A 12,744-nucleotide genomic window follows, 5' to 3' on the forward strand; every position below is an offset into this window, starting at 1 on the left:
GTCGTTTTGGTTTTTTGTTATGTGGTGTAGCCGGGCAATTCGAAGCTGTCGGCATAGCCAAACAGCGCCGCACTGCCGCCCGTGTGCAAAAAGACGACATTTTCCATGCCATCGAAATATCCAGTTTTGACCAGGTTGATGAGTCCATCGAGGCCCTTGCCGGAATAAACCGGGTCAAACAAAAGGCCCTCGGTCTGGGCCAGCATCTTGGTGGCCGCAATCATGCCATCGGTGGGCACGCCATAGCCGCCACCGACATAGCCGCAATTGGCGCGGACGAGGTCGCGGGCAATCTCGACACCTGTGCCGATATGGGCCGCCGTCTTGACGGCCAGGTCATAGACCATGGCTTCCTGCTTTTCCTGCGGGGCGCGCACACCAATGCCCAACAGGTGAATGTCGCTTTGAATGGCGGCCAGGCCCGCAACCAGACCGGCCTGCGTGCCGGAACTGCCCGTGGCATGGACCAGCGCATCAATTTTCAACCCGATACCCGTCGCCTGTTCGGCCAATTCGCGGGCCGCATTGACATAGCCCAGCGCACCAATGGCGTTCGACCCACCGCCCGGAATGATATAGGGTTTGACCCCCTTTGCCCGCAGCTGTTCGGCCAACTGCTCCATCTCCGCATTCATATCCGCACCGCCCGGGCGCTTTGACACCGTCGCGCCATGCAGCCGGTCCAGCAGAACGTTGCCGTTCATGATATAGTTGGGGTCGTTGGACCCGGTCCGATCCTCCAGCAGAATATGGCAGGCCATGCCGCACTTGGCGGCCGCCGCAGCGGTCTGGCGCGCGTGGTTGGATTGGGTGGCCCCTTGGGTGATGATGGTGTCCGCACCATGGGCCATGGCATCGGCCATCAGGTATTCCAGCTTGCGGGTCTTGTTCCCACCCGAAGACAGACCGGTGCAGTCATCCCGCTTGACCCACAGACGGGGGCCACCCAAGGCCGCGCTCAACCGATCCATCGGCTCCAATGGCGTCGGGAAATGCCCCAGGGACACGCGCGGAAACTGCGCCAGCGCAATAGACAGCTCTTTGCAGCGGCTGGCGGTCAGGTCCGCCTGCTCGGACGGTTTTTCGGCGATAATCTGATCAGTCTGTGCCACTTCGGCAGCTCCCCACGGTGGTTCCGGCCAAAGCGTTACGTGTGCAGATCAATAAAAACAGTGCTATTTTCTATGTCTGCTCATACATTTCCTTTGGGCAAAGCGAGGATTACGATGGATTTGCAGTGGCTGGACGATGTGTTGACGCTTCTTGAGGAAGGCAACATGACCCGTGCTGCGGCGCGCCAGAACATCACACAACCTGCTTTTTCAAGGCGGATTCGCAGTTTTGAGGACTGGGTGGGCACCGACCTCATTGACCGGCAAACCAATCGGATCGGGCTCAGCCCCGCGCTGGTCTCGAACGAGGGCGAAATTCGCGCCCTCGTTTCGCGGCTCAAGGAGTTGCGCACAAAAATTGCGCATCATGATGCAGCCGCCAGCACGGTTGCAATCTCAGCCCAGCACGCGTCGGTATTCTCCACCTTTCCCGACATGGCTTTGCGCGCCAAAAATGCCCATCCCGAAATCCGGTTTCGGATGCGGCCCGGCAACCTGCGCGATTGCGTGTCGATGTTTCTGCGTGGTGACACAAGCATGCTGCTCTGCCACGAAGCAGAAGGGGGCGCGCCGCTGAAGTTCGGGCCGGGCGTGTTGCGCGGACGCTGGGGGGGCGACTTTCTGATCCCGGTGGTGGGCGGCGCGCTGCGCTTTTCCATCCGCGACGCGGGCGCGGTGGCCGCAAACACCCCCGCCATCGTTTACCCCGAGGACAGTTCGTTCGGCCAGATCCTGCTCCACAGCGAACGGCAATTCGGCACCCAGGTGTTCAGTGCCAATGCCGTGTGCGAAACCGCCTTTTCCAGCGGCATCCGCGAATTGGTGCTCAACGGATTGGGCGTGGGCTGGCTGCCCTACAGCATGGTTCATCGCGAGGTCGAAAGTGGCGCGCTGGTTTCGCTTGCCAATAGCTTTGGCAAGGAGGCGCTTGAGGTCGCGATCTACGCCGACAGCAAGGTGGAGGCTGCAGCGACCTTGCTGGCGCTCTGGAACAAGTCTTAACCAAAAGTAACCGCCCGCGTTCAAACATTAACACGGGCCAAAGGTAAACGATCCATAAATGGGCGGCGGGCCATCAAAACGTACAGTTGCACGGCAAAACTGCATGTTTTCCCGCACTGGCCCTCAATCGCACCACAATCGCCGTTTCAAAACGTACAGTTTGCTTCATCAACTGCTCAGTTGCCCCAATGGGCCGCACCGCACGGTCCGTTAACCTGTCAAACCGGGCCCCCATAATTTCCGTTGCGCGACTCACACGGCCCTCCTATACGACGCGCAGTCGACAAGGCTGACATGGGAGAGCGCGGAGCACATTCCGCCGCCGAAGGAGCAACGCCCCGGAAACTCTCAGGCATCAAGAACCGTGCCAGCCGCCCCGCAAGGGAACATCGACAATCTGGAGAGCGGTCAGGTGCAGACGCCCCTGATCCACCGACGGAGAAAGCGCCAGACCACCGGCGTCAAACTCTCAGGTCACGCGACAGATGGGGACGCATTCACCGGCATGCCGCCGGGGGCGTCCGTATCAAACCGCGTCTCTTGGGAGGACCCCAGAATGACCCATATCGCCGTGATCGGCGCCGGTATCACCGGCATCACAACTGCCTACGCCCTGGCCCGTCGCGGCTATGACGTGTCCGTTTTCGACCGCAACCGCTATGCCGCAATGGAGACATCCTTTGCCAATGGCGGCCAGCTTTCCGCGTCGAACGCCGAAGTGTGGACGCGCTGGGGCACGATCTTTAAGGGCTTGAAATGGATGATGAAAAAGGACGCGCCGCTCTTGGTGAACCCCAAGCCAAGCTGGCACAAGATGTCCTGGATGGCCGAATTCATGGGCAACATCCCCCGCTACGAGGCCAACACGGTTCAGACCACCGAACTGGCCATCGCGTCCCGTGCGCACTTGCTGGAATTTGCGGCCGAGGTCGGCGTCGAATTCGACATCGAACAGCGCGGCATCCTGCACGTCTACAAAAAACAATCCGAGTTCGATCACGCCCGCCGCGTCAACGCGCTGCTGAAAAAGGGCGGGCTTGAACGGCAGGAACTGTCCGCCGCCGAGGTCCAAAACCTGGAGCCCGCCCTGCGCACCGAAACCATCGGCGGATTTTACACCGCCAGCGATTTCACCGGCGATATCCACCGCTATGCCCGCAAGCTCAGCGAAGGTTGCGAACGGCTGGGCGTGACGTTCCACTACAAGACCTCGGTGACAAACATCCACCACACCGGCACCGGCGTGGAACTGGATTGGACGTCTACAGGCCTGTCAGAAAAGGAAAAATTTGACGGTATTGTTGTCTGCGCAGGTGTGGGCAGCCGCGCCATCGCCGCCCAGTTGGGCGACCGCGTGAACATCTATCCGGTCAAAGGATATTCGATCACCGTCAACCTTGACGACGCCGAAAGCCAGGCCGCAGCCCCCTGGGTCAGCCTGCTGGATGACGAGGCCAAAGTGGTGACCAGCCGCCTCGGCAAAAACCGCTTCCGCATCGCAGGCACGGCCGAGTTCAACGGCTACAACCTCGACATCCGCGACGACCGGATCAAACCGCTACGTGACTGGTGCGAAACGTTTTTTCCCGACGTATCGACCGAGCACTGCGTCCCGTGGGCAGGCCTGCGGCCCATGCTTCCCTCGATGATGCCCCGCGTCGGCCCCGGCTCCAAACCCGGCGTCTATTACAACACCGGACACGGGCACTTGGGTTGGACCCTGTCGGCCGGCACGGCCCAATTGACCGCAGACGTGATCGACAGCGATCGCATGCAAAACGCGGCCTGAACCGGTGGGGCGGACCACAGGTCCGCCTTACGGGGAATTCCATACCGCCTTGTATAAAAAAGAAAAACAGCGCCGCATACCCATGCGGCGGATGTTGAGCCGTCATTCTCAGGTCGCGTAAAGCACACCCCAACGTTCAATCAGCTTTTGCTGCATCACCTTGGCGCGCCGGTTCCACCCGCGCGCGCCCTGCGGGGCCTCGCGGTTGGCCCGCGACAACCGCTTCCGCGTTGCTTCATCCGCTGCAAAAATGGCAAAGGCCAGCACAGTCCCATCCCGCCCCGTCATATAGCCTGCGAGGCCCGAAACAAAGTTCAGCGTCCCGGTTTTCGCTTCCACATCAATAGGATGGGTCTTCAACGGTCGCCCCTTCTCGTCCCGCATCGCGACCGGTTTGAGGATCGGGCGCAAAACGCCATTGCCATGCACCTTGACCAGCGCCGCGACCATATCATCGGCCGTCATCCGGCTGTCACTGCCCAGCCCGGAATGGTCCACCAGCTTGATCGCCGAGGTGCCCAGCGTATCCTTCGCCCAGCGGTTCATCTCGGTCGCCGACGCTTTCAGCCCCCGCACAGCCCCCGCCCGCTTCACGGTCGCAGCCATGCCGACCATTTCAGCCGTCAGGTTCGTTGAAAATCGCAACATCCCCCTGAGAATACTGCGTAAATCGTCACTTTGCAGTGTTGCCAAAACCGTGCCTGACGGGGCCGCTTGAACCACTTTGGGATTCTTCAACACGATCCCATGCGACCGGGCCAACGTCTGGAACACGTCACCCGCATAAAGCCCGGGCTTGCGCACGGGCAACCAGCGCGCACCCCCATTGCCCAGGGCTCGACGCGCCACGGTCCAGGTGTCGATCCGCGCGCTGCCTTTGTAGGTGTAGACCGGCAGATCACGCTCCACGACCTGCATCCGGGCCATCGCCACTTCCGGCCGCAAACGGTCAGAGCGTGCATCCATCGTCACGCCATATCCACTGCCCGCGCGCTTCCACTCGAAATGGACCCGATTGTAATTGAGGGCGATCCCGCTGATAGCGGGACTATAGCCCACATGATCCGGCTGATCCCGGTCGATGGTCTGGACAAAGGGCAGCACTCCTTCTGCCACTTTGAAGGCACCGCGCACCTCGCGAATACCTTTATCTTTCAGGGCCTTGGCCAAATCCGCAAGGCCGTTTGTATCCAAAGTCGGATCGCCCCCACCGACCAGGATCAGATCGCCCGACACCACGCCGCCCGACACCGATCCGGTGGCAACCACGCGGGTCGTAAACCGGTGCGATGGGCCCAATACATCCAGCGCATAAAGCGCCGTGATGGCCTTGGCCACACTCGCGGGCGGCGTGCCCGTCTTGCTGTTGGACCCTTCGAGACGAAGGCCGGACGCGGCATCCGCTACCGCATAGCAGACGCGCCCACCCAGCTTGGCCGAGGCCACGATGGAGTCGCCCCCGTCCACCGATTTTTTGAAATGATCCGCGCCCCGTGCAATCGGCCGCAACGAGGCCGCCGGCGGGGCCGCGACCGCCACTTGCGCCAAAACACTGGCCGTCGCCCCTAAAAACAATCGTCTCGAAATATCGCGCACCATGGGCGCATCTAACCTCAGGCCGGATCGGCAAACAAGCGCTCAGAGCATCACTTTTCAGCGGGTGTGGCCCAGGCCCCCGAGGCCCGAATCGCGGTCGAAGACTGCGGCGACATCGCCACGTTCACAAAACACCAGGCCGGGGCCGTGGCACGGCCCAGCATTTGACTGGCCCGCCCCGATATACGCGCTGTGTCAAAGACCCGCGCCGCCCGGCTCATCCGAGCTGAAATGCGGTCACCTGGCCGGGCCAGCACACCCACAGGCACGGTTTTCATGATCTTCTGCCAGTCCTGCCATTTGTGAAACTGCGCCAGGTTGTCGGCCCCCATCAACCAGACAAAGCGCACACCGGGATAGAGAGCCGTCAACCGCGCAAGGGTCTGGGCCGTATAGCGCGTGCCCAGTCGCGCCTCGATATCGGTGACCCGCACACGTGGGTGGGTCATTACAGATCGCGCGTGGGCCATTCGTTGCGCCAATGGTGCAGGACCCTTTGATTTCAGCGGGTTACCCGGACTGACCAGCCACCACACATGGCTCAACCCAAACCGTTTCATCGCCTCGCGCGTAATGTGAACATGGCCCCTATGCGCCGGATCGAACGAGCCGCCCAGCAGGCCAATGGTTTGGCCGGGGCGGGCCATGGGAAAGGCGTGACGCATCTCGGGACGTTCCGTTCGCTCGCAGATCACTGAAGGCCGAAACCACAGCACGCGAGGCGCAATGTCAATCCGCCACCCTATCCACAGGGCACACCGGATCGCCGATCCGGACGACACCCGGCGTGATCACTTCGGCACACCAGCCACCATGGCCACGCACCGCCGCGTACCCGCCACAACCAAAGGTCTCCTCCATCCGGCTGCAAGGTGCGCAGATGACGCTCAGGTGCAAAACAGCGTCACCAATTGCAATCTGCCGATCTTTCAGCGATGCGAGGTTCAGCCCGGAAATCACGATGTTGCGACGCAAATCCATTGGATCGACAGCGTCCCGGCCCAGATAGGCACCAATTGCAGGCAGGTGTTCAGCCTGGATGAGGGTCACCGCGCGTTTGCCCGCACGTGATCTATCCCCCGCCAAACCGTCCAGCCCAATTTGCGCCTCTTGCACCACGTGCATCCTCGCGCGCCGCGCAGGTCTCAGCCCCAGCCATGTGACGACCCCGGGCTGTGCCCAGCGTGCGATCATGTTCTTGAGTTGGCTCACCGTTCATCGCTGCGCTGTTCGCGGGCCAAAAGCAGTTCCAGTTCCGGCAACCGCTCCAGCGGGTAATTCGGGTAAAGCACCCAAACCCCACTTTCATCCTGCTCAAGTGGGCGCAAGCTCCCCCCCGGAAAGGCGCGTGTGCGTAGGGCCAAAACCACATCCGACAGAACGGCTGGATTGTCCCGGAAATAGGCGTGCCCGAACCCACCGCGGACCTGTTCGACGCGGATGAAATGAACCAATCCCTGTTTGCTCAGCAGTTGTAATTCGCCGTCGGCAAAGTCTTCGGACTTGAGCGCCCCAAGCCGCCGCGACCGGGTCAGATAGGCCGACAGGCGCAAGGCCGCATCATCAGGGTTGATATAGAGGTTGATCTGCTCGAACGCCTCCGAAAACCGCTCGGCCTGCAGGCGCTGGCGCACAATGTCGATGTCCAGATCGGGCGCGGCCATTATGAACGTCCCGGTCTTGAGGGCGATCTTGGGATGGATGCCTTGGCCCCGTGCAAAGATGATCAGCTCGCGCAGGGCCGTCGTGACCACATCCGTGCCGCGTGAATGAGCCACGATGTCGATGTCGCTGACCTCGGGGATCGAGGCGAGCATCCGGATAAACTCTTTGGCGTGGTGGACCGAAAAGGTGCCTGCATCGCGGTCACGGAAATAGCCCAGCGGCCCTGCACCCGCCCCCGCAGGCCAGGTAAAGGCCACCGGGATCGTGCCCCGCCCCGAAAAGTGCCAGACATTGGCCAAGGTCGTCACACTGTCGCTGAACGCGTTGTTGAACCCGTGGACGTAGAGCAGGATACGGGTGTTGCCCGTGGCCGCAATCTGGGCGCGGATCGCGTCCTGAAAGGCCATGGTTTCCACCTGATACTGTGCGGTCGAAGCAGGCAAGTGGCGCAGCTCGCCATCCTTACGCTCGTAGGGCAGAGGTGTGGAAGAAAAGCGCACCATCTCTTGCACCTGGTCCACTGTCAGGGACGAAATGGCCCGGCCCGCGTCCACATGGGTCCGCTCCACGACATCTGCCCAGGTCAGGTCGGTGCCAAAACGCACCGTCGCCGCTCCAAAGGCCATCGCCTGTGACCGTTCGGCCCCGTAAGTATCGCCCTCGCGAACCCGGTCCGTGACATAGAAAATCTCGGGCGTGGCTGTGCGCAACGGTGCCGCCACCAGGCTGGAGGGATAGTTTTTGCCCGCCAGGTACAGGTTCGGTGGCGAGGCCAGAAACGTGCCACCAGCACATGCCGACAGCAGGCCCAGCATCATCGCAAAGAGGAAGATTATCCGCATCGGCACGTTCCGGTCTTCAGGTCTACTCAGGCGCTAACAGATTCTCGGCAGTCGCGCAAAACAACAGGTGCACACGCCATTGCGCCCGCAAGGACGCGCCTGTATCTCAACGCCCAAACCGATCTGCCTTTCAAAGGAGCTTGCCCATGGCCGCTTATCAATATGTCTACCACATGTCCGGCGTGTCCAAATCCTATCCGGGCGGCAAGAAGTGTTTTGAAAACATCAATCTGAACTTCCTGCCCGGCGTGAAAATCGGCGTTGTGGGCGTGAACGGCGCGGGTAAGTCCACCCTGATGAAGATCATGGCCGGCATGGACACTGATTTCACGGGCGAGGCCTGGGTCGCCGAAGGGGCACGCGTCGGCTATCTGCCGCAGGAACCCAAGCTGGACCCGAACCTGACCGTCCGCGAAAATGTGATGCTCGGCGTGGCGGAAAAAAAGGCCGTGCTGGATCGCTATAATGAGCTGGCGATGAATTACTCCGACGAGACTGCGGATGAGATGGGCCAGTTGCAGGACCAGATCGACGCCGAAAACCTCTGGGATCTGGACAGCCAGATCGACGTCAGCATGGAGGCGTTGCGCTGCCCCCCTGATGATGCCGATGTGACGACGCTCTCGGGTGGCGAGGCGCGGCGCGTGGCGCTCTGCAAGCTTCTGCTCGAAGCGCCCGAGATGCTGCTGCTTGATGAGCCGACCAACCACCTGGATGCCGAAACCATCGCCTGGCTCCAACAGCACCTGATCGACTACAAGGGCACGATCCTGATCGTCACCCACGACCGCTATTTCCTCGACAGCATCACCACCTGGATCCTCGAACTGGACCGCGGCCGGGGCGTACCATGGGAAGGCAACTATTCAAGCTGGGTCGAACAAAAGGCCAAGCGCCTCGCGCAGGAAGCCCGCGAAGACAAGAGCCGCCAGAAAACGCTGGAGCGCGAACTTCAATGGATGCGGCAGGGGGCCAAAGCGCGCCAGGCCAAGTCCAAAGCCCGGATCAACGCCTATAAGGACATGCTGGACACGTCCGAGCGCGAGAAACTGGCCTATGCCCAGATCGTCATCCCCAACGGCCAGCGGCTGGGCGGCAAAGTGATCGACGTGGCGGGCCTGACCAAGGGCATGGGTGACAAGCTGTTGATGGAAAATCTCGAATTCTCCATCCCACCCGGCGCAATCGTCGGTGTGATCGGCCCCAACGGGGCGGGCAAATCGACCTTGTTCAAGATGCTGACGGGTCAGGAAACACCCGATGCAGGCACGGTCGAGATTGGGGATACGGTGCAACTGTCTTATGTCGACCAGTCCCGCGACGACCTGAACCCCGACGACAACGTCTGGCAGGCGATCACGGGCGGCGCCGAGCTGATCCAGCTGGGCGACGCCGAAGTGAACTCGCGCGCCTATTGCTCGTCCTTCAACTTCAAGGGCGGCGACCAGCAGAAGAAAGTCGGCCTGCTCTCAGGCGGCGAACGCAACCGGGTCCACATGGCACGACTGTTGAAATCAGGCGGCAACGTGCTGCTGCTCGACGAGCCGACCAACGACCTCGACGTGGAAACGCTACGGGCTTTGGAAGACGCGCTGGTCGATTTCGGCGGCTGCGCGGTGGTAATCAGCCACGACCGCTTCTTCCTCGACCGGATCTGCACGCACATGCTGGCCTTTGAAGGCGATGCTCATGTGGAGTGGTTTGAGGGCAACTTCGAGGACTACGAAGAAGACAAAATGCGGCGGTTGGGGCCAGATGCCCTTGAACCCAAACGTCTGAAGCATAAGAAGTTCGCTCGTTAACGTTGAACTTTACGAAGTAAATTCAACGGGTGCGAGGCAGCGTCAGCCTCGGCGGGCGCGTTTGCACTCCTAGGATATTTGGACGCGCCAGCATGCTGCCGAATTTTTTCAAATCTGGGATTGAGGCTAGCGCCATGGTGTCTGGTTGATAAACGCGCGTAGCAGCCATCCGATTGATGTTCAAAGGATATCCTAAAAAGAACAAACAGAAAACGCTCTTGCAGAATCGCCAATGCATCACTACTTTGTATTGTGGCAGCGGAAGGTTGAAATACTACCGTGTGGTGAACTAGCGGCCCCGATGGGTAACCTGCGAAGACGCCCCGAAACTGCAAGCACTTAGCGGTGCTGTGTCAGACCCTAGCCCGGACTGGCTAAGGAGGTCCTTCAACGGGATGTTGACGGGTAGCTTTCGAGACGGTGGTTCCAAGTGATCATAGGAACGTGCCGAACCGCCTCGTTAGGGCGGGATACAAATACTGAGCGAGTGAAATCGCTCGACCGGTCGAGCATCGCACGGGGCTTAGGCTAATGCGTTTTTTGACCAAACTGAAAGGGCGAGTGTCTTATCGTGACGTTGTCGCGACTATTGCACTCTTGCTGATGCTCATAGACTTGTATCTATGATGTTGGGCGGTCTTCGGGCCGCCCTTTCTTTTGGTTGAATACGAGCCCTCGACCGCGGGTCGAAGGCCGTCTCGCAAAGGCTCCAGTGGAGCCTTTGAGGCCGCAGAGGGCGATAGCCCCGGGGGAGACGCAGTCGCCCCCGCCCATGGGGGCGGTCGGGGGCGGCGAAAACGCGGGGCGTTTCCGCTGAGCAAAAGTAACAACCATCTCAATCGGGCCCTCTCGCACATTGCTCCGCAATATGCTGCCGGGTTACGCGCCCACTGCGTGGACGCTGAGGCGGCGAAAACGCGGGGCGTTTCCGCAAAGCACCAATCCGATCTCACCCCTCCGGCACCTCATCCCTCGGCCAGTCCGTCGGGCGCAGCCCGTAAACCGGTGTCTTCTCCCCAAGTGCCTTCGCCTCCCGGCCTTTCTCAAACATATCCAACGCACGTTTGCGCAATTCCTCATCCGTCTCCAACATCTCAGCCGCGCGCATTTGCAGCCATGTGGCCAGCAGACGATTTATCCGCGCCTGATATCCCTTACCCATCATCTTGAAGGCCCGCGCCACCGTCCGGTCCAGGTACAGCGTCACCTTCTCCTTCGGCTCGTCGCAATCAATGTCCATCTCAAGCGTCGCCCAGGCGCGCGGCGTGATCCGGCGCAATTCCTCCTCGACCGTGTCGGCGTCATTCATCCAGTGCCACGTGTGCAGCATCAGCCGATCCAGGGCGATCCGTTCGGTCTTGGTCATGCGGTAGGCCATCGGTCTCTCCGGCGCTGGGTTCAGGACGCATTCAACATGCCAACAAACCGTTAACGGGGGCTGAGACCACCGTGCGCGCCGCACCGACGCGATACCGACGCAATACCGACGTGAAACCGACAGGCATTTTGCCAACAAAAAAGGCCGCGCAAAACGCGACCTCTCCCTACATCAGTTGCTCTGAATTCAGAGCAACACCCACCACACCAAAAACGGGGGTACGGCACATCCAAACGCGATCATGAACAGCTTGGCCGCGTGGCTGACCTTGCCGAACATGCCGTCGCCCAGCGATCCCTCGCCCCAGCCCATGGCCGCTGACATCACCGCATAGCCGTTGCGCTCTTCGTCCCGCTTGGACGCGTTGATCGACCGCATTGCAGCCTCATAGACCTGATCCTGGCGGGTTTGTTCGTCTAACTGTGGTTGCAGATTTTCCATATTTGTCATTCTTACGCACTCCCAATTCAACGACTCTAGATGGGGCCAAGAGGGCAGAAGTCCAGCCTGAACAGAAAAAAGGCCAACCCGAAGGCTGGCCTTTTCCTCGCGTGGGCGAAAAATCGCTTTAGTTCAACGCTTTGTCCGTGATGGTGTGCGTCCACGCCCCTTCAGGTGCTTTGGAAATCACGGGGTCAGAGCCGCCCGACAGCAGCGATGCCACCGTGCGTTCATAGTCCGCCACATCCAGCGCGCCGTTGGACCCAGCCGTCAGCTTGGCAATCTCGCCCATCATACGCTTTTGGTGCTTTTCCGTCTGTGCACCGGACGCGTCATTGTCCAACACGATTTCGGCGGCTTCATCCGGGTTGGCTTCGGCATATTTCCACCCCTTCATCGAAGCGCGGACAAAGCGAACCATTTTGTCCTCGAACGCAGGATCGGCCAGGTTTTCTTCCAGGACATACAGGCCATCCTCAAGGGTCGCGACGCCCTGATCCTCATATTTGAAGACCTGCAAATCGTCAGGGGTCAGGCCCGCATCAATGATCTGCCAGTATTCATTATAGGTCATGGTCGACACGCAGGCCGCCTGCCCTTGCAGGATCGGGTCCACGTTAAAGCCTTGTTTCAAAACGGTAACGCCCCCGTCCGAACCATCGGTGGCAATGCCAAGCTGGCTCATCCAGGACAGGAAGGGGAACTCGTTGCCAAAGAACCAGACGCCCAGGGTCTTGCCCGCAAAGTCATCGGTCGATGATACGCCCGCATCCTTGCGGCAGGTCAGCATCATACCGCTGGACTTGAAAGGTTGGGCAATGTTGACCATCCCCAGACCCTTTTCACGCGCAGCCAGAGCGGCAGGCATCCACTCGACCGTCACGTCGGCACCGCCACCGGCCAGCACCTGGGTGGGGGCAATGTCGGGGCCACCGGGCTTGATGGTGACGTCCAGGTCTTCTTCGGCATAGAACCCCTTGTCGAGGGCCACGTAGTAACCGGCAAACTGGGCCTGGGTGACCCATTTGAGTTGCAGGGTCACGTCATCGGCGGCTTGGGCGGCCATACCTGCGAGGCCAAGCGCGGCGCTTGCGGCAAAGGTAGCTAAGGTTTTCAT

At 60.5% G+C, this 12,744-nt stretch carries 11 protein-coding genes and 2 riboswitches; of the genes, 3 read left to right on the forward strand and 8 right to left on the reverse strand.

All coding sequences use genetic code 11. The annotated features are described in order from the left end of the window. Window positions 1–17 precede the first annotated feature (17 nt). Complete coding sequence (locus Q1A44_RS00570) at window positions 18–1,031, reverse strand: D-cysteine desulfhydrase (RefSeq protein WP_299621275.1); 1,014 nt, start codon at window positions 1,029–1,031, stop codon at window positions 18–20. Between the two features lie 195 nt (window positions 1,032–1,226). On the opposite strand from Q1A44_RS00570, the gene Q1A44_RS00575 reads away from it, so the two are divergent. Further along, entirely contained in the window at window positions 1,227–2,114 is an 888-nt protein-coding gene (locus Q1A44_RS00575) for a LysR family transcriptional regulator (protein ID WP_299618057.1), read from the forward strand. A 285-nt stretch (window positions 2,115–2,399) separates the two neighbouring features. After that, a riboswitch (glycine riboswitch) is annotated at window positions 2,400–2,489 on the forward strand. Window positions 2,490–2,501: 12 nt separating this feature from the next. Further along, window positions 2,502–2,609: riboswitch (glycine riboswitch) on the forward strand. 61 nt (window positions 2,610–2,670) lie between these two features. Then, a complete protein-coding gene (locus Q1A44_RS00580) occupies window positions 2,671–3,903 on the forward strand; it encodes a D-amino acid dehydrogenase (protein WP_299618060.1) in 1,233 nt (410 codons plus the stop codon). Window positions 3,904–4,011: 108 nt separating this feature from the next. Here the strand turns inward: Q1A44_RS00580 and dacB are convergent, their stop codons facing one another. The 4 genes from dacB to Q1A44_RS00600 form a co-directional block, all read right to left on the reverse strand. Beyond that, window positions 4,012–5,502 carry a D-alanyl-D-alanine carboxypeptidase/D-alanyl-D-alanine-endopeptidase gene (gene dacB / locus Q1A44_RS00585; RefSeq protein ID WP_299618064.1) on the reverse strand — a complete coding sequence of 497 codons (1,491 nt, stop codon included), beginning with the start codon at window positions 5,500–5,502 and terminating at the stop codon, window positions 4,012–4,014. Between the two features lie 47 nt (window positions 5,503–5,549). Beyond that, the gene (locus Q1A44_RS00590) at window positions 5,550–6,164 is read right to left on the reverse strand and encodes a nicotinate-nucleotide adenylyltransferase (protein ID WP_299618067.1); all 615 of its coding nucleotides are present in this window, start codon (window positions 6,162–6,164) and stop codon (window positions 5,550–5,552) included. Window positions 6,165–6,228: 64 nt separating this feature from the next. Next, window positions 6,229–6,711 carry an MOSC domain-containing protein gene (locus Q1A44_RS00595; RefSeq protein WP_299618070.1) on the reverse strand — a complete coding sequence of 161 codons (483 nt, stop codon included), beginning with the start codon at window positions 6,709–6,711 and terminating at the stop codon, window positions 6,229–6,231. Beyond that, the gene (locus tag Q1A44_RS00600; RefSeq protein ID WP_299618073.1) at window positions 6,708–8,006 is read right to left on the reverse strand and encodes an alpha/beta hydrolase; all 1,299 of its coding nucleotides are present in this window, start codon (window positions 8,004–8,006) and stop codon (window positions 6,708–6,710) included. Before Q1A44_RS00600 ends, Q1A44_RS00595 begins: the two co-directional genes overlap by 4 nt. Before the next feature lie 146 nt (window positions 8,007–8,152). On the opposite strand from Q1A44_RS00600, the gene ettA reads away from it, so the two are divergent. Further along, a complete protein-coding gene (gene ettA, locus Q1A44_RS00605) occupies window positions 8,153–9,808 on the forward strand; it encodes an energy-dependent translational throttle protein EttA (RefSeq protein ID WP_299618076.1) in 1,656 nt (551 codons plus the stop codon). A gap of 949 nt (window positions 9,809–10,757) precedes the next feature. Here ettA and Q1A44_RS00610 read toward each other — a convergent pair. The 3 genes from Q1A44_RS00610 to Q1A44_RS00620 all read right to left on the reverse strand — a co-directional run bounded on the left by Q1A44_RS00610 (window position 10,758) and on the right by Q1A44_RS00620 (window position 12,744). Further along, complete coding sequence (locus Q1A44_RS00610; RefSeq protein WP_299618079.1) at window positions 10,758–11,174, reverse strand: BrnA antitoxin family protein; 417 nt, start codon at window positions 11,172–11,174, stop codon at window positions 10,758–10,760. 198 nt (window positions 11,175–11,372) lie between these two features. Then, window positions 11,373–11,636: a hypothetical protein gene (locus Q1A44_RS00615; protein WP_299618082.1), complete on the reverse strand. Its 264-nt coding sequence runs from the start codon at window positions 11,634–11,636 to the stop codon at window positions 11,373–11,375. Between the two features lie 118 nt (window positions 11,637–11,754). After that, window positions 11,755–12,744: an ABC transporter substrate-binding protein gene (locus Q1A44_RS00620; protein ID WP_299618085.1), complete on the reverse strand. Its 990-nt coding sequence runs from the start codon at window positions 12,742–12,744 to the stop codon at window positions 11,755–11,757.

It is taken from the genome of uncultured Tateyamaria sp., assembly GCF_947503705.1.
Taxonomy (GTDB): domain Bacteria; phylum Pseudomonadota; class Alphaproteobacteria; order Rhodobacterales; family Rhodobacteraceae; genus Tateyamaria.

Coding starts and splice junctions, on each gene's coding strand:
- Q1A44_RS00580 (WP_299618060.1), top strand. CDS start 2,671: ATGACCCATATCGCCGTGATCGGCGCCGGTATCACCGGCATCACAACT.
- Q1A44_RS00610 (WP_299618079.1), bottom strand. CDS start 11,174: ATGACCAAGACCGAACGGATCGCCCTGGATCGGCTGATGCTGCACACG.
- Q1A44_RS00575 (WP_299618057.1), top strand. CDS start 1,227: ATGGATTTGCAGTGGCTGGACGATGTGTTGACGCTTCTTGAGGAAGGC.
- Q1A44_RS00620 (WP_299618085.1), bottom strand. CDS start 12,744: ATGAAAACCTTAGCTACCTTTGCCGCAAGCGCCGCGCTTGGCCTCGCA.
- ettA (WP_299618076.1), top strand. CDS start 8,153: ATGGCCGCTTATCAATATGTCTACCACATGTCCGGCGTGTCCAAATCC.
- dacB (WP_299618064.1), bottom strand. CDS start 5,502: ATGGTGCGCGATATTTCGAGACGATTGTTTTTAGGGGCGACGGCCAGT.
- Q1A44_RS00600 (WP_299618073.1), bottom strand. CDS start 8,006: ATGCGGATAATCTTCCTCTTTGCGATGATGCTGGGCCTGCTGTCGGCA.
- Q1A44_RS00590 (WP_299618067.1), bottom strand. CDS start 6,164: ATGCGTCACGCCTTTCCCATGGCCCGCCCCGGCCAAACCATTGGCCTG.
- Q1A44_RS00615 (WP_299618082.1), bottom strand. CDS start 11,636: ATGACAAATATGGAAAATCTGCAACCACAGTTAGACGAACAAACCCGC.